Origin of the sequence: Sporosarcina sp. FSL K6-5500, assembly GCF_038005665.1 — a bacterium.
In the GTDB taxonomy this organism is placed as follows: Bacteria; Bacillota; Bacilli; order Bacillales_A; family Planococcaceae; genus Sporosarcina; species Sporosarcina psychrophila.
The window spans coordinates 1,025,179-1,043,163 of sequence record NZ_JBBOTP010000001.1; the positions used below are offsets into that span (position 1 = coordinate 1,025,179).

The 17,985-nt window shown below is 42.4% G+C and carries 12 protein-coding genes and 1 riboswitch; of the genes, 2 read left to right on the top strand and 10 right to left on the bottom strand.

Annotated elements, in window-relative coordinates:
* Nucleotides 1–5: 5 nt before the first annotated feature.
* The 4 genes from MKX62_RS04420 to MKX62_RS04435 all read right to left on the bottom strand — a co-directional run bounded on the left by MKX62_RS04420 (nt 6) and on the right by MKX62_RS04435 (nt 6,098).
* Nucleotides 6–1,610: a gamma-glutamyltransferase family protein gene (locus tag MKX62_RS04420; RefSeq protein WP_340740886.1), complete on the bottom strand. Its 1,605-nt coding sequence runs from the start codon at nt 1,608–1,610 to the stop codon at nt 6–8.
* A gap of 644 nt (nt 1,611–2,254) precedes the next feature.
* A complete protein-coding gene (locus MKX62_RS04425) occupies nt 2,255–3,241 on the bottom strand; it encodes a nuclease-related domain-containing protein (RefSeq protein WP_340740887.1) in 987 nt (328 codons plus the stop codon).
* A 980-nt stretch (nt 3,242–4,221) separates the two neighbouring features.
* The gene (locus tag MKX62_RS04430; protein ID WP_340740888.1) at nt 4,222–5,382 is read right to left on the bottom strand and encodes a polysaccharide deacetylase family protein; all 1,161 of its coding nucleotides are present in this window, start codon (nt 5,380–5,382) and stop codon (nt 4,222–4,224) included.
* 98 nt (nt 5,383–5,480) lie between these two features.
* The gene (locus tag MKX62_RS04435; RefSeq protein WP_187045908.1) at nt 5,481–6,098 is read right to left on the bottom strand and encodes a 3'-5' exonuclease; all 618 of its coding nucleotides are present in this window, start codon (nt 6,096–6,098) and stop codon (nt 5,481–5,483) included.
* Nucleotides 6,099–6,337: 239 nt separating this feature from the next.
* Nucleotides 6,338–6,436: riboswitch (guanidine-I (ykkC/yxkD leader) on the top strand.
* A gap of 263 nt (nt 6,437–6,699) precedes the next feature.
* Here MKX62_RS04435 and MKX62_RS04440 point away from each other — a divergent pair.
* Together MKX62_RS04440 and MKX62_RS04445 are read left to right on the top strand one after the other, a co-directional pair.
* A complete protein-coding gene (locus MKX62_RS04440) occupies nt 6,700–7,041 on the top strand; it encodes a DMT family transporter (protein ID WP_187045909.1) in 342 nt (113 codons plus the stop codon).
* Nucleotides 7,041–7,355: a DMT family transporter gene (locus MKX62_RS04445; RefSeq protein WP_067213040.1), complete on the top strand. Its 315-nt coding sequence runs from the start codon at nt 7,041–7,043 to the stop codon at nt 7,353–7,355. The genes MKX62_RS04440 and MKX62_RS04445 overlap by 1 nt, the downstream gene beginning before the upstream one ends.
* Before the next feature lie 151 nt (nt 7,356–7,506).
* Here MKX62_RS04445 and MKX62_RS04450 read toward each other — a convergent pair whose 3' ends face one another.
* From MKX62_RS04450 to MKX62_RS04475, 6 genes are all read right to left on the bottom strand, one after another.
* Nucleotides 7,507–12,804 (bottom strand): S8 family serine peptidase, encoded by a 5,298-nt coding sequence (locus MKX62_RS04450; RefSeq protein ID WP_340740889.1) that lies wholly within the window; start codon nt 12,802–12,804, stop codon nt 7,507–7,509.
* Nucleotides 12,805–13,330: 526 nt separating this feature from the next.
* Nucleotides 13,331–13,801 carry a general stress protein gene (locus MKX62_RS04455; protein WP_067213042.1) on the bottom strand — a complete coding sequence of 157 codons (471 nt, stop codon included), beginning with the start codon at nt 13,799–13,801 and terminating at the stop codon, nt 13,331–13,333.
* A 165-nt stretch (nt 13,802–13,966) separates the two neighbouring features.
* Nucleotides 13,967–15,265, bottom strand: coding sequence for an efflux RND transporter periplasmic adaptor subunit (locus MKX62_RS04460; protein ID WP_340740890.1), 1,299 nt, complete (start codon nt 15,263–15,265; stop codon nt 13,967–13,969).
* Nucleotides 15,258–15,953, bottom strand: a complete 696-nt coding sequence (locus tag MKX62_RS04465; protein WP_338654979.1) for a hypothetical protein — start codon at nt 15,951–15,953, stop codon at nt 15,258–15,260. Before MKX62_RS04465 ends, MKX62_RS04460 begins: the two co-directional genes overlap by 8 nt.
* A gap of 969 nt (nt 15,954–16,922) precedes the next feature.
* Nucleotides 16,923–17,378, bottom strand: a complete 456-nt coding sequence (locus tag MKX62_RS04470) for a transcriptional regulator (RefSeq protein WP_067213053.1) — start codon at nt 17,376–17,378, stop codon at nt 16,923–16,925.
* 96 nt (nt 17,379–17,474) lie between these two features.
* A complete protein-coding gene (locus MKX62_RS04475) occupies nt 17,475–17,840 on the bottom strand; it encodes a hypothetical protein (RefSeq protein ID WP_067213056.1) in 366 nt (121 codons plus the stop codon).
* Nucleotides 17,841–17,985 lie beyond the last annotated feature (145 nt).

Sequence of the window (17,985 nt, forward strand, 5' to 3'; positions counted from 1 at the left end):
ATATTTTACCAGACGGCGATTGCTCCGTCGGTTCGGGATTCGGTGCCGCCTGATAGGACGCCGGTTTTAGGATTTCGCCAGATGATTTGGCCACGACCAAATGAGCCTGAGTCAAGGGTTGGCTGGATTTGGTGACCAAGTCTTGTCAGTGCTTGGGCAAGATGGTTCGGGAAGCCCGGTTCGACGTGGACTAGATTGTCTTTTATCCACTGCCAGCGCGGTGCGTCGAGGGCTGCTTGTGGATTTAATTTATAATCGATTGTGTTGATGGCTACTTGGAAATGGCCTTGCGGTTGCATGTATCCGCCCATGACACCAAATGGCCCGATGGCTTGTCCGTTTTTGGTGAGGAAGCCTGGAATGATGGTGTGAAATGTTCGTTTGCCCGGTTTTAGTGCATTTGGGTGATTTGGATCTAGCGAGAAGTCGGCGCCACGGTTTTGGAGTGCGATTCCTGTGCCAGGAATGACGATACCCGAGCCAAAGCCCATGTAATTTGACTGGATGAAGGATACCATGTTGCCTTCCCCATCTGCCGTTGCCAGGTAAACTGTGCCGCCTTTTGGAAGTTCATACGGTTCTGGACATGTTGCGGTTGCTGTGATTTTGGCGGCGCGTTGTTGTGCGTACGTTTTGGATAGAAGGTGTTCGGGTTTAATTGGCATATCGGTTGGTTCCGTGATGAATGCTTGTCCGTCTGTGAATGCAAGCTTCATAGACTCAATTTGTTCATGAAGTGATTGTGTGTCGTGCGGCACTGGGCTGTTCATTTCCGATAGGATGTTGAGTGCCATTAGTGCGATCATGCCTTGGCCATTTGGCGGAATTTCGTGAACGTCGTAGCCGCGGTAGTTTGTAGAGATGGGTTCTACCCATTCCGGCTGGTAGTTTGCCAGATCAGATTTTGTGAGAAAGCCACCGTGTTGTTGCATGAAGGTGTCGATTTTGTCGGCTAGTTCCCCCGTGTAGAAGGATTCTCCATTTGACTCCCCAATGGATTGTAGTGTGGCGGCGTGATCTGGTGATTTCCAAAGTTCACCGATTTCTGGTGCTCTGCCGTCGGGCGCGAATGTGGTGAACCATGCGTCGAATTCTTCTGTTGTGAATGAAGTGCGGTATTTTTTGTAGGCGGCGTTCCAGTATTTACCGAGAATTGGTGTGAGCGGGTAGCCTTCTTCGGCGTAGCGGATGGCTGGTTCGAGTGATTCTTTCAATGGTAGATTGCCAAATTTACGTGCGAGTTCCGCCCATGCTGCGGGTACTCCTGGGACGGTGATTGGCGTCAAGCCATAGACTGGCATTTTGTCGTGGCCTTGCGCTTTTACGGCGTCGATTGTGAGAGATTGCGGTGCCGGGCCGGAAGCGTTGAGGCCATGCAGTTTGTTGTTGACCCAAACGAGGGCGAATGCGTCGCCGCCGATACCGTTTGATGTTGGTTCGACGACGGTAAGTGCAGCCGCGGTCGCGATTGCCGCATCGATTGCGTTGCCTCCCCTGCGCATAATTTCAATGCCTGCTTGTGCGGCGAGTGGCTGTGAGGTTGCGACCATGCCGTTTTTTGCGAAGGCGGTATGGCGTATGGATGGATTTGGGTTGTAAAGGTAGTCCATTGGTGGTTCCCCCTTTGATGTTGGATAGTTCTGTGAGTTTATTATACTGGAGATGGAGGTGTTTAGGGAGGCGAAGTTTCTTTTGGGTGTGGGATGTGGGGATATGATTGGTTGGATGGGAGATATGATCGGTTGACTTGGGATATGCTCGGTTGTTTGGGAGATATGATTGCTTGGCTTGGAATATGATCGGTTGTATGTGGGATATGATCGCCTGGCTTGGGATATGCTCGGTTGCATGGGAGATTTGATTGCTTAGTTTGGGATATGCTCGGTTGCTTGGGAGATTTGATCGCTTGGCTTGGGATATGCTCGGTTGCATGGGAGATTTGATTGCTTGGTTTGGGATATGCTCGGTTGCTTGGGAGATATGATCGCTTGGCTTGGGATATGCTCGGTTGGATGGGAGATATGATCGCTTGGCTTGGGATATGCTCGGTTGGATGGGAGATATGATCGCTTGGCTTGGGATATGCTCGGTTGCATGGGAGATATGATTGCTTGGCTGGGGATATGATCGGTTGGATGGGAGATATGATTGCTTGGCCGGGGATATGCTTGGTTTGGCGCTAGTTATAATTGGTTACTAGTTTAAATGTTGTTTTCATTGGACGGATTACTAGTTTTATTCGTAGAAAAGCGCTTCAAAGTTCATGAAGCGCCGACTCATGCTTATTTGTATTTTCATTCATGATATAAAAACTACCTTTCCCCTTTCCTTCGTGTGATAGTCCGGATCGGGCAAGGAATCTCGTTGTTACTTGTCTGTCATTTAGCAACATGAAACTCCTGAATTCCCTGTTGGTTATTCGGTTGCCCATGAGACATCTCCAATCTGCAAGCGCCGCAATATGACAGTCAGGTCCAGTATGATTACACGTTGGACATGCCCATTTTCTTGGCTTCCACCTCATCCCTCTAGTGTTGCATGCCGGACAAATGACTCCGGGTAAAATATCAATTGGGGATATATTCATCAATTTGGTTAACGGGAAAGGATCATATTCTTGATGGTTATTTCTTAATTCAAATGCTAATTTCTGTATAGTATCTTTGCTTATGATTTCTTTATCGATGGATAAGGAATACAAATAAGTCGGAGTTTCATTGGTGAATGTGATTTTAGTTTCGGGAACGTTTTCGAAGATTAACTCATTGGTGAATGCGAAAGTAACAAGTCCGCTAATCGGGATATCGATCTTCCTTTGCTTGAGCCATTCATTGAGAAATAATTGCTTGCGATTGAGCTCAGCGATGGGGTTGCTCAACACTTTTCGTTCACCTGTCGGGGATTCTTGGATGAACTGTGTGGGGTTTGATTTCACGATAATTTTCCCAGCAATGTTTTTCACTTCGATAATAAGAATGAAAGCTGGCGTAATAAGTACCGAATCCATCTGAAAATAAACGCCGTTCTGTTTCAAGCAGACGTCGTGCAAGATAGCGTGTGGATAATGGGGTTTGAATTCTAGTAGATGCTTGTCAAAGTGTTGCTCCCCACCATAGCCTGCTTTTCGTATTCGAAAGTCCTCTCTGACTCTAAGCATTTCGGCATGTGACGGCTGTAATCGGGGCATTAATGCACTTAATCCAATTAGTATTTTCGGCATTGCTCTTTGTTTATAAATCAATTTTTTATCACCTCTTAAAAATGATATCAGAATTTTTGGTGGTTTTATATACTTTTCGCCAAAGCCGAATTATGTATTTGTTAAACAGTGGCATGATTGATATTTGATAGGGTTTTTGGGTATATATTTGAGATTTGAGCACTTGCTCTTTTTGGTGGGCGGTGTATTGATTTACCGTTGGCTGGTCGGGCGCTGGATATGATTGGTTGGGCTTAGGATATGCTCGGTTCTGTGGGGTTTATGATTGGTTGCTCAGGGTTATGCCCGGTTCAATTGGAGATATGATCGGTAGCATAGGTATATGCTTGGTTGAACAGGTTATATGATTGGTTCAACATCCTATATGATCGGTTTCCCGCTTTGGCGGGTGGTATGATTTTAGATCTATGCGTTTGACTTAAATCTGCTTTTGGCCGTGGCCAAAAGCTTCCTTTCTAATTATTTTTGGATTGCTCGCGCTGAGATATGCTCGGTTCTGCGGGAGATATGATTGCTTGCCTGGGGATATGCTTGGTTGCACGGGAGATATGATCGATTGCGCGAGAGATATGATCGGTTGCCTGAGGATATGCTCGGTTGAATGGGAGATATGATCGATTGCATGAGGATATGCTCGGTTGCGTGAGAGATATAATCGATTGCCTGAGGATATGCTCGGTTCTGCGGGAGATATGATCGATTGCATGAGGATATGCTTGGTTACGCGAGAGATATGATCGATTGCATGAGGATATGCTCGGGGACGCGGGAGATATAATCGCTTGCCCGAGGATATGCTCGATTGAATGGGAGATATGATCGGTTGCGTGAGAGATATGATCGCTTGCCTGTGGATATGCTCGGTTGCGCGAGAGATATGATCGATTGCCTGAGGATATGCTCGGTTGCGTGGGAGATATAATCGATTGCCTGTGGATATGCTCGGTTGCGTGAGAGATATGATCGCACATAAAAACCGCCTGCAAGAGGCGGTTTTTTGGTTATAATGTGGTGTCGCTCAGGAAGTTTTGGATGATGTGGTGCTCGGGTTCGTATGTTTTGATGGTATAGCCTTCTTTTTGTAGCCATTCGATGATTTCTGGTAGGGCTTTTGCTGTTTGACTGCGGTCGTGTAGCAGGACGATGATGTTACGGTCGCCGGATTTATTGGCTTTATCGACACCGTCACGGACGTTTTTAACGATTTTATCAGCTTCTTTGTCGGTGTATTTCCAGTCATTGGAGTCGACGTCCCAGTCCCACATTTTGTAGTTGTATTGGTTGAGCTCTTTTTTCATGGCCGGTGTGACGTGCGGTTTGCTGCCGTATGGAACACGGAGTAGTTTAGCATCGTTGCCGGTCATTTTGTTGATGAGTTTGGTTCCTTCGGTCATTTCATCGATGAATGATTTTGTGGATTTATATACTTTGTCTTTGTCGTGTGTCATGCTGTGCGTTCCAATGTAGTTACCATCGGCAGCTACTGTTTTAACGATGTCCTCGTTTTTTTTCATGTGTTTTCCTAGGAAGAAGAATGTACCGTGGATGTTATATTTTTTCAGTGTTGCGTTGTTGATTGTTGTGAATTTATTGGGACCGTCATCAAAGGTCAAGTAGATCGTTGTTTCGGATTTCGCTCCAGGCTTTTCTGGCTTAACTGGTGGTTTGGCCGGCTGTTTTTTATCCAACAATTGTTTAACATGTTTTTCGTAATCTGCATGGCTCATATGCTCGTAGTCATCACGATAAATACGCAACGTTTTCATTTTTTGGATGTATTCTACTTTGAATCCCGTCACTTTTGCGATGTATTTTGCGCTAATGAAAAGCGTGCCGTTGACGTCGACGATTGGAGTCCAACTGAGTTCCACACCGTCTTTCGATGTCAATTTTGTTGAAGCATCATAGCTGATAACGGTGCCTCTTTTTCGAAGATAAGTGATGCCTTCTTCTTTTTCTACTGGGATGTAGAGTACTTTTGTGATTTCGCTAAGTGGGATCTTCATATCGTTATCGATGACCTGGACGTCTTTAAAGTCCAATAATCGATCATGAAGTCCTATGTAATGTGTCGGCTTTTTCACCTCTGCCTCGCCTACAATTGTGCCGTAAACTAAACTTATAACTAATGCTGTACAGATGGCCCACACATTTTTCCTCACTTTAATTTCCCCCTTTCCATTCATTTAATTTCCTGTTCTTACCTTAACAAAAATCCGCCGCCAGTCAGAGCCGACTTAGTAGATTATGCGAGTTTATTTTAAAAATGCTTTTTCACGCAATATTGATAAATGGCTGCTGTTGCCACACAATCTCCGATGGCATCATGGGCATCGTGTTCGAGCTGTAGAAATTCTGTCAATGTGGTTAGTTTATGGTTGGGGGCTTCGGTGATTTTTTTTCTAGCTAGTTTGACGGTATCGATGACGATATACTCGGGAATGCTTATGCCATCGATGTTGTCGAGTGCATAAAGGAAACCCATATCAAACGATGCATTGTGAGCAATGATTGGTAAATCTCCGATGAATTCGAGTAGTTCTTCAATTTTTTGATTGATACTCGGTGCCAATTCAACTGTTTCGTTTGAAATGCCTGTAAGTCGTGTAACTGTCTCTGGGATATGACGGAAGGGGTTGATGAACGTATTAAACATGTCTTTCACTTCATGATTTACATACCTAATGGCACCAATTTGAATGATTTTATCAGCGCCAGCACGCAAACCCGTCGTTTCAAAATCGAGTACGATGTAATCATCCACTAATTGGGAGGATGATTTATATTTCTTATCTTTTGCGGCTCTTCTTGCTCCCCAATTTTGTTGCTTCGGTTTCCTTTCAAGTAATTCGATCGCTTCTGTATTCCAGCTTGTCATGGGTGCACTTCCTTTTTTTCGGTTATTGTCCTTTGTTTAGTAGTAATTCTCCTTATACTATTTAATACCCTTTTTTATAGCGCTTAATCTTCAAATAAAATGGATAAAAAAAGCAGCCTACTTTGGACCATTAAGGACAAGTGATTGTACATGAGGTAAATTAAAATCATGTCTTGTTTATAATGTTGTACAATTGACTACGATTTAAAAGTGTGTATAATACAAGGTAATTACATACTTTGAATGTTTTCTAGGGTTCCGCAACTGTCAATGTTGGTCTGGTCCGAGAGAAAACTCACAGCTATGCTGTGTCACGGAAGGATAAAAGCCTGGGAGGAACTGTTTTTTAACAGTTATCTCTTGGGCTTTTTTTGTTTTTTGGGGAAGAATATCAATTACGCCTCGGCGTAATTGCGTCCAGATTTTGAATCGAGCTTGCTCGATTGACTCCTTTCAAAATCTGTGACATCCGCCGGAGGCTTTATCTTTGTTCAGCGGGCGATTGCATACCCGCTGAACAGGAAAACAAAACCGCATTCATCTTCCACCTTTGGAGGTGAGAGTCTTCTGCTGAATAAAGATAAACGGAGGTGTTAGTTAAATGAATACAGATTGGGTTAAAGTAATAATCGCTGCTTTTTTCGAAGTTTTTTGGGTTATTGGATTAAAACATGCAAATGACTTTTGGACTTGGACTGGAACAATTATTGCTATTATCGTTAGTTTTTATTTAATGATTATGGCTGGAAAAAAACTACCTGTTGGAACTGTCTATGCGGTTTTTGTTGGACTAGGTACAGCAGGAACAGTTTTTTCCGACATCATATTTTTTGATGAACCATTTAAATTAGCAAAAGTGCTTTTAATTTTGGTTTTATTAGGTGGAGTCGTTGGTTTGAAATTAGTGACTCAAGATAGCGATAAAGAAGGAGCTGAATCTTAATGGCGTGGGTTTCTTTGATTGTTGCAGGTTTATTTGAAATGTTTGGTGTTGTAATGATAAGTAAATTGCATAAAGACCGTAATTGGCAATCGGTGCTATTTCTAACTCTCGCGTTTGGAGCTAGTTTTGTGTTTCTTGCTTATTCAATGAAAACACTTCCTATGGGTACGGCTTATGCAATTTGGACAGGAATTGGTGCGTCTGGTGGAGCAATTTTAGGTATGCTTTTATATGGTGAATCAAAAGATTGGAGAAGACTTATTTTTATAGGCATGGTCTTAGGTGCTGCAATAGGTCTAAAACTCGTCTCATGATAGAGTTTTTAGATTGTAATAGGAAGAAGTTAAATTGTTTTTTATTAAGTGAAATAAAAGCTGAACTAAAAAAATCTTTAGTCCAGCTTTTATTTTTAATCTATCTACCTAATGGGGGAGCATATCAAACTCAATGAGCTCCTTTTTTAAATTAATAGCTGATAGCAACAAAGTTACCTGCGCGGTTCGCTGTGGAAGTATTGATCACAACGAAACTACCTGGACCAGTCGCTGTGAATTCAAGTACTCCATTGTTGTATTTCGCTTTTATCGTATTAGTTGAATGTAGATCTCGTACCGCTATTTTGTTGTTCTTGATCACTTTAGACGCGTCTATCGGGAGAACGATTTCGATTTTTTCATTGAATTGATTCAACGCAAATCGATTATCGCCAGTACCGCCCTCAAGATTAACGATAAAGTTTTCTGAAATTGCATCTGCAATAGAAGATGCATTTGCTTCGCTTAACGTGATTGTAGCATCACCGCCAGCTTGTTGCATAAGTTTCTCGACTGCTTTTTTCGAGAAGAAGAATGACGTTTCGCCTCTAGTGACGACTAAGCCTTTCTTAGCATTAACGATTGTATTTAGGATTGTTGAGTTGAATTCGATTGCGATTTCCTCTCCATTTTCAGGTAGTGCAATGAAGATTTCTTTTGCCTGTTTATCGTTCACATAAGCTGCAATTTCTGCTTCAGAAACACTATATTTCTGAGCTCCTGGTGACTCAGGTACCTCAGGCGCTTCCGGTACTGAAACCATTTCGACTTTGACGAAAATGGTTGCAACGTCATTGCCATAAGAAGCTGTGATTGTTGTTTCTCCAGCGCCGACTGCAATGATTTGGCCTTGCTGAACATCGATGACAGTTGAATCGAACCCGCTATATGCAGCAATTTCTGTCACGTCTGTCGATGTCGCCTCACCATTTTTCGTTTCAATCGATTGAACTGAAATGCGAGAAGATTCCCCGACTACCAATTCAAGTGCTGCTGGGTTTGTGATCAATTCTGTTGTGATTATTACGTCTTGTTCGACAATCGCTGTGACTGTCGTTGTGAAGTTCGGGTGTGAAACTGTAATGACCGTTTCTCCTGATCCGACTGCTGTGACTAACCCTTTACTTAATGTGACGACTTTAGAATTCGCAGATTTAAATTTAGAATCTGCTGTCACGTTTTTCTCATTGACAGAGCCGTCAGCTTTTGTTATTTTTTCTATTACTGTTAATTGTTCAGTTGCGCCTGCTTTAAGTGCGACGCTGTTTTTATCCACTGAATAAGTTAGTACGTCGCCTTTCACGTTCAGGTAGACAAGGATTGGATCCTGATCTGGGATTGTGACAAGTACTTGTGTTTGACCTCCTGTAATCGCTGTGACTAGACCTTTTTGAACTTTTGCAATTTTATTGTTGACGACTTTGAATGAAGTTGTTGCTGTGACGTCTTTTTTGCTCGTTTGTCCTTTCGGAGTCAGCGTTGTTTCTGTCACTTTCAACTGTAATTGGTCGCCGACATTCATTTTCACATTTGTTTTATTCACTTTGTACGTAATGATATCCTGAGGAAGTTTCACTACTTCAACGTAAACGTAGATGGCTTCCTCGTTTGGAATCATGACGCGCACTTGTGTTTGGCCTTCTGCAAGTGCTGTTACGAGTCCTTTTTTGACTGTAGCAACTTTATTGTTGACTGCATTGTAGCTGCCATTTCCTGTGAGATCTTTTTCAGTGACTGTGCCATCCGCTTTTGTCGTCGTTTGGGTGACGTAAAATTGTTCTGATTGGCCAACACCGATTGTTAGGTTCTTTTTACTAACTGAATAAGTAACCTGATCTTGCGGTGCTGCTGTCACTTCAAGGTAAGCGTACATATCTTCTTGTCCTGGAACCATGACGCGTGCTTGCGTTTTACCTGCCGCAAGTGCTGTGATGAGACCTTTCTCGAATTTTGCAATATCGCTGTTGACGACATCATAATTCACTGTTCCTGTTACGTCTTTTTCAACGACTGAACCATCAGCCTTTGTCGTTTTTTGTGTGACGAAGAGTTGTTCTTGTTGACCAACGCCTATTGTAAGATTCGTTTTGCTTACAGAATACGTAACTTGGTCTTGACCATCTTTCGCTGCCACTTCGACTGCGATTGTTGCTGTGAATTCTTTGTAGCTTACTGTGATTGCTGTTTTACCTGCGGCGACTGCTGTTACTGCACCATTTTTAACTGTTACAATTTTTTCATCAGCAGACACGAATGTTGCTTCTGCTGTGACATTTTTGTCTTCTTTTGTTCCGTCCGCTTTTGTTGTTGTTTCAGTTACTGTTAGGTTTTCTGTACCGCCTACTTGCAGTGCTAGTTCTTCTTTATCCACAGAATACTTGACGCCGGTTCCATCATCGACTAGTACTTTTTCTGCGGCATTGCCTGCAGCGTCAACATATTTCACTTTGACACTGTTATCTTTTGTTAACGTACCAACGTCGATTGTAAATGATCCGTCTTGTGCTAATTTAACAGGACCGGACGATTTCACCGTGTCGTTTTCCATCACTTCGTAACTTGCTTTGAGTTTCGTATTTACGTCATAACCTAAATCATAGTTTACAAGTTCAGCTTGGTAGTCAATATACTTGTCAATGATTTTACCTGTTGCAGCTGTACCTTTAAGTGCTCCTTCAATTGTACCGGCTTCAGATTTCACGACGACCGGACCAACGTAGCCACTAAGAATTGCTGGTTCGCCTGAAACTGTTTGTCCAGTGAAGTCAATTGTGTAGAGTCCATCAGGAATTGTTGTTTGAGCTGCACCTTCAGTCCAAGGTTTGTAATTTCCTGCCACGTTAAGCGTGTAAGAACCGGCTGCGAGCGAAGTACCTGCATGTAAGTAGCCGATATAGCCGTCTCCATATTCTCCACCTTCAGGATCCATGATATCCCATAGTTCGATGTAATTTGTTGTGACATCGCCTGTCAGTTTAAATGACAGAACAGCCGAGTCTTTTATACCGTCATTGTTGAATGAAAGATCTGTTTCCGTGATTGCGAAGTTTTCAAATGCAGATGCCGGTGCTCCGCCAAACTCCGCTGCGAATGGTAATGAAACTTCAGTGCCTTCACCGTTAATGTGAATATAGCCCAGAATTTCGGAACCTGGTGGTGCGTTTGCTTTTTTCGAAGCCGTTAATGTAACTGTTAACAATTGCTCACCATTCAATGTGAATGCTGATTTGTCGACGGTCACTTTTGCATCTTCGAATGATTTCGTAACATCGACGGTTACATTATAATTTCCTCCGTTACCTTTCATATCTTTTACAAGAATGTCTTTTGTAACGGAAATGTTTTTTTCTTTGATTGATTGAGGACCGAAAGTGACTGTCCCTTTAATATTGTCGACAATTTCACCGCTTGTATCCAACACTGCCTCATCCATTGCATATGCAAGGATAGTCGGATGTGCTGCTGCATAAGCTTGCACACGTCCTGCTCCTTGAGACATGACATCGTATTTGGTCGTGTCTAAAATTTTTGCACTGTTGGATAGCGCGACTTTCACGTCAAAAGCACTCCAACCTGGATTTGCTTGCTTAACAAGTGCTGCAATTCCTGCAATATGCGGTGTTGCCATTGATGTACCAGTTTTACGTGTGAAAGCTTCTTCATAACTTGCAGCTGGAAAATCTGCTTTGTACATTGGAATTGTTGACATGATATTCGTTCCAGGCGCACTAACGTCTGGTTTGATATCAAAGTTTGGAGTCGACGGTCCACGTGAACTGGAATCGTTGACATTATCACCAATTGTCATTGTTTTATTGAAATTACTGAACGTTACAGTTCCTTGACCGCCTTTAAGAGCTGCACGAATTGCATCTCCGTCTGTTTGTGACAAATCATAAGCTGGAATGAATTCAAATGCATCTCCTAAGAATGTTCCAGAAGCGTTCGGTGCATTTGAACCGCCTGCAAAGTTATGGATAAGAATTGCAATTGCGCCTGCTTCTTTGGCGACGGCAATTTTGTCGACGAATGCGATATCTCCTCGTGAGACAAGTGCTACTTTCCCGTTAGCGTCTAGTCCGTTATAGTCAGCTTTAGTACCCATTCCAGGCACTGCTAGGACTTCATATTCACCCGCCAATTGTGTTGTTAAATCTGCTCCAAATGTAGTTCCCATTAAGTTGATGGTTTTTGATAATTGGTAGTCTCCGACTGTTACATGTACGTTGCTGTCAAAATTTGCTTCAGGATTCGTTGTGTTGCCAACTGCAATTCCAAGACGTGCTGTCGACGGTGTACCCATCGTTCCACGTTTCGGACCCGAGTTTCCTGTTGCGATTACGGAAATCGTTCCGGCCATCATCGCATTATTGATGGCAAATGAACCTCCGTCAGTTTCAGAATTTGCTCCCCCACCAAGGGAAAGATTGATAACATCCATCTTTTGTTTAACTGACTCTTCAATTGCCGCGATGATTCCCGAAGTAGATCCGCTACCGTAAGCTCCCAGAACGCGGTATGCGTAAAGATCTACTTTCGGTGCAATCCCTTTAACTCCGTACGGATTCGCCCCGATTGCAGCAATTGTTCCTGCCACGTGCGTACCATGTGATGTATAGAAAGCGCTTCCAGTTGCGCTAAATTCAGGCGTTCCTGCTGGTCGTTCAACAGGTGACGTTTCCGATGCATCATTATCTGCACGGGTTCTTGTATAAGTAGCAGAATTTGGAATGAAGTTCTTTCCGCCTTTATAAATACCAGCAAAGTCAGGGTGATCTTTATCAATTCCTGTATCAAGTACAGCGACTTTAATCCCTTGTCCTTCAATTCCTTCAGCCCAAAGCCTTTCAATTCCTAGGAATGAAATGCTGGTGTTCATATTCGCATCTACTGTTCCAGATGAAACTGGAGCTTCAAATGCATGCACTTCAGTATCCGGTTCAATTAATGTAACACCTTTAATAGCTAGTAACTTTTCAAGATCTCCTGCTTGTACAGTCGCAGAAAAACCATTTAGTACAGTATCGTACGCGAATTTCTCAGTAAAATTAATGTTTTTCACTTGCATCTCTTTTTTCATAGCTGTCTGTTGCGTTTTCACTTTCTTTTTCACTGCCGTTGCTTCTGCAGAAGTGAATGTTTTCCCCGCTAACTCTTTAATCCCCTGTTCAAGTGCAACTGGCTTTTCGGATAAATGAACAATAACTGCGACTTGTCCATTTCCAGTTAACCCTTGTAAGTCTTTGTGTAACTTGGAACCACCATCCAACAGATTTAATTGTTCGGCGATAGCTGCTTTCTGTTGCATAATGCTTTCGCTGTGATTATTCGGCTTGAATGGTTTTGCCTTTTCTGCATTTGCCGATGCTGTGAATGGCGTTAGTAGTGAAAGCACCATTGCAAGAGCTAAAAATGCACTGAAAAATTTAGTGAAATTACCCCTCTTCAAATCCCATCTCCCCTTTACCCGTTTATTCACACTTAATTAAATAGTGCGACATAAAGAATCTATCATAATAAAAATAGATTTAATATGATACAAAACGTGTATTTCGGGGAAAATCATGCGTTATTGAAAAAATCGTTCAAAGGGACTTCGTAAGAATCAAAGAATAGTAGTCCATACGATTTATGGATAATAGTGGAAACCATTCAATGGTCCTAGCACTCTAATTTCTGCTTTTCTGAAACGACGTGCGACAGATCATAAAATTTTCAATGAAAATCAATAAATTTAACGCACTACAAAGTGGGAAAACGATCATATATCACGACCAACCGACTATATAACTTGTAAACCGATCATATCTTTTGCAAGAACAATTATATATCTACACGACCAATCATAATCGCTGCATGACCAATCATATCTCCTTGCCAACCAATCATATGTACAACTTCCCCCTGTCAGCCTCCGAACCACAAATAGACAGCCACCCAACTAAAATTGGGTGGCTGTCTGCATTTATATGACATTAGACGATTGGGGGAAATCGATCATTCGGTCTTGAATAGTCACCATCAAGAAGGACAAGGATTTTTCCTTCATTGAAGTAATCGTTGTAGCGGTTCGCTTCTTCTTCAGGGATACCCATGCCGATAAGTGCTCCGGCTAGTCCGCCAACTCCCGCTCCGGCAGCTGCGCCAGTAATGCCTGCTACAATTGGGCCAGCTGCGATGATTGGGCCAATTCCTGGTATTGCGAGTGCACCGATTCCCGCGAGCACGCCGCCAAGTCCTCCTAGAATTCCGCCAGTTGCTGCCCCTGTGGCTGCACCATCTGCTGCATATGTTCCTGTTTCTTCTGCAATAACATCCGCATTTGCTGTATGTTTACTCATAACAGATATGTCATCTGACACATATCCTTGTCTTTTTAAATCTTCAATTGCCGCGATTGCTTCAGTTTCTGTATCATAATAGCCAACTACATGTCGTGTTACCATCTCATAACGCCTCCTAGTATTTTTCAATAAGCTATTTGGCTAGCTAGTATTGAAAATACCCTTCCTAGTTCTTCTAAAACCTTTCAATTGCTACATTCCTATTACAGTTTCGTAACGAAAGAATAGTAGAGCATCAAAAAACCCCGAAGATTCGGGGTTCTGATGTCATCTTATAAGTATATATTTCACGTAATTTTTCCACCCGAATGCTCTCCATTGTTTTTTTGAAGGCAACTCTGTAGGCAATGACATGAATACCGTAGGTGCATATCCATACGTAGCAAGTTCAGGTTCATAAACAACTACATCTCCAAGATTGAGACCTTGCGACACGACCGCCCGAGTTTCCCATGTGAACGGTGTCGCAATGGCCACTTGTTTAGCACGACCTTCATTATCAATTATCCATGCATACGCCGTTTCTTTGTACAAGTCATGAAGCCACTTTTCTTTCACCGAAGTGACATCCAGCGCTTCATTGACAATAACGATTGCATTGACATTTGTTCCAAATGGCACCGATTGATCAGTAGCATCCGTCAAAATTCGTACTTCATAATAAGCAAGTGGATTCTTCACTTTGGTTTCGTCGAGTTCTTTGTAGGCTTGGAGCCATTCGTTGTCGATTGCAGGTGCCTCGGAAACAGAAAGAACCGTTCCTTCTACTGCATTTTCGATGCTATCCCCTTGGATTAAGACCTGATCACCATTTCGAATTTTTTGCCACTCGTCATTTTTTGCATATGTGACAATCACTTTTTGTGAGCTGAAAATATCAACTGACAGCGTGGAACCGGTACGCGTTACTTTAGAAACTATACCGTCAACAGGGCTAATTAGAGCAGGTCTCCCTGGATTTTGTGATAATTGCGCCTCAACAACTGTTTGCTGGCGTTCAATTTCTGCAAGATCCTGTTCAGCCGCTGCGATTGCCTGTGCAAATGATCCGTCCTGCTTCACATCTACCTGGACATCAACATTCAGTCCTACTTCCACTTTTTTGTCGGTTGTATTTTCCGACACGTTATCTTTACGATTCACATTCGAAGAACTATCCGATTGAGCTTCCTCCCGCTCAGACTCAAGACCTGATATCATGCTTCGAACAGATGATGTCTGTTGTTGAAGAGCCTCGCGTTCGGCTTCCCATACAGCGCGCTGTCCTTCTGCACGTTCTGTTTGTAGAATAGCAATTTCTTCCCCCACTGTAACGGGATCGCCTTCTTTAACTAGCCACGAATCTACCGTATCGTCATTACCGACGTATACTATATAGGTTTCTTCGGGAGCAACAAAGCCTTCTTTAGCGAGCTCTTCTCTGTGATCACTGCTTGTCATACGTTCATAGCGTTCGACATATACTGATTTGGTGATGACGCTTTTATCGGAAAATAGCAGATAAAAATTCACTGCTAGAAATGCACTGATTGCGACAGCAATAGCAATATTCGTCACTTTATTCACTACCAACACCCCCTTCTACAAAGGAATGGAACAAGCTTTCTAGTGGAATAAATCCAATAGCCGCAACTATAAGGGCCATTGCTACGTGGATTCCTATAAGTATCCAGATAAACCCTTTGCGTTCGGTATGACCCGTATACGCACCGATAAACCGTGATTGAAGTGCAATGATAAGTGCAGTTGTCACTGTCAATTGATTGAGGAATAGAATGATATACCAGGAATCGAGAAATGTTAGCGCAAGTGGACCAAATGATAGGAATGAAACACTTGTTGTTGCTCCCTTCATCGTAAAGACAAGAAGCAAAACTGCTTTCTCGAGTAATAGAATACCCGTCACAAGTAGTTGTAAAGGTAATAACTTTTTAAACGGAATTGCCGTCAATCGACTTAATATGTATGCAAAACCAAAGAAATGAAACGCCATATACATAAGGGCCCACATGAGTGCACCAAGTACTGATACATATCGTGCAATTGTATAGTCTGTTGTGGTCATTGTGGAAAGGAGTGCTGTGATTGACTCTGTATTCATTCCCCATATATCACGAACGGCGAATAAAAGAACACCGAAAAAAGCTATGAATAACACACGTTTTTTGAAGCCGCGCATTGAAGAATTTTCAAGTTGGTTTGCCAGCTGATGTGGATTCGTCAAGAAATGCCAAAACTTAAAGTCAAAAAACATTACGGTAATCCCTTTCTGCTCACTATTGCTGAATTTGATGAAGTCACCTTAACAAAGAAGATTAAACTACAATTCCTCCCCGTCGACCTAAGCCCACGGCGGATAGTACAAATTTTGAAACGAGATAATCTCTCAAAAGCTTAGGGTCGACAGGCATAAGATGAAGATGCATCGTGACGGATTTTGCCACAGAGTAGCTTTGACTTATGACCCGAACTCCTAAGCACGGATACTGGACGTGCTCAAGCGCAATCCAAAATCCAAGCGAATTTACGCCGAGACGTAATTGATCTACTATGATTACTTTAGCAAAAATTGAGAGATTTGCAATGTTTGGATGCTAGTAAGCAATGTTTTTTTACTATTATCCTTCTTTAATGGGTTGCAGAAACATATAAAACATGTTTAAGAAGCGCACTTTTTGTCCATTCTTCTAAGAAAAGCAGAAGCGCCTGGTAGACGTGACGGGCATAAGTCGATCCAGCGACGTAGCGCTCTTTGCTACATAGCTGGATTGCTTATGACCCGAGCGGCTGGCGCCTGGAGTCTAGACAATAAGAAAAGCGGAAGGCGCCTGGTAGACCCGACAAGCGCTGAGGGTCTGAAGATAAAGGCGCAATTTGCCTTTAACTTCAGGACTGAAGCGACTCGAGGGGCTAGAGCTAGAGCTAGAGCTAGAGCTAGACACTATTCTAAGTCAAAAAATTATACTTTCTACTAAAACTGAATGATTTATTGGGGAATAAATACCGGCTTATTTCCCGGGAAATCGACAAAGGGGCGGATAGCTATGAATAAAGAGGGAATTTCTGCATTCACATGGCAAGACATTCTTTTTGGTTTGACAGGTTCCACCATTTTCATTGTGGCTCTTTACTTCATTACAGGTTGAACTATATAAGGTGCCAGGGCAATAAAAAAACACCTACCGTTAACCGCTAACGACAGGTGTTTGTTAAGTTTCACTTTTCAATTTTGCTGCAGTCCTTCCGTCAGTTCATTGAACATTTGTATGTTGTCTGTTTCGAGTGCATAATCAATCATGCGCAACCTGTTATCGGCTTCCAGTTGTTCAATGATACCCACCGCTTCTAATGTTACGACTTCTAGCGTCTCTACTTCCATTTCCAGCCCCATCGTTCCTTCAAGAATAGTGGTCAAATGGATATGAAGATCTGAAATAAGGAGCAATTGGTAGAGCGGTAATCGAATAAATCGGTTCCCCCGTTGGAAAACGAATACTTCGCCGAGGTTTTCGACTTGCAAACTCTTGGTATTAATGACAATTTCTTTTCCCTCTGACGGGATGAATTGAAATACGTCCCCCCCTTTAAGAATGGAAAAGTATTGATAAGCAAACACTAGTCTGAGTTGAAAATCTTCTTGACTCGTGTAAAATGGTGTCATTCGTTGAACTGATAGCATCTTTCTCCCCTCCAATATAGAATATTCTGATTGTTATTAGTTTATCACAACTGTGGCTAGTTTGTGAACAGTTTATTATTATAGTATGCTATTCATCTATATATGTTGCCGCAACACATAATTATCGTTTGGCCTTTCCATTACAAATGACATCTTTCTTGGCTCGAATTGAAATTTCAATGATGATAACCATTCATATACGCCACAGTTTACATCTCCGGGAGAATCCCTCTTTCTCACGAACACAATATTGTTACGCCTAAAGTCGAGCAGCACAAACTGAAATTCCATCGTTCCAAATGCCACCGAGCGAAAATATAATTTACGTTCCACAGATTCGTAGATGATATGATTAATGATGGGCGAAATCGTGCATGATAATGGAGTAATACTTTCTTGAAACTCTTTATTATGATGAAACTGAGACTCCAAATCAGGTACGTATAGAACAATCTTCTCCAATTCCTCACTCCTTCTTCGGCTTTTTAACGAATATGCTCTTTACTTTTATAGATAAACAAACAAAAGAACAAGATATGGAATAACTTCATTTCCGCTCACTGGAGAAAAGCGGTATAATAGAAGGAATGCTTTTCTTAGGGAGTGG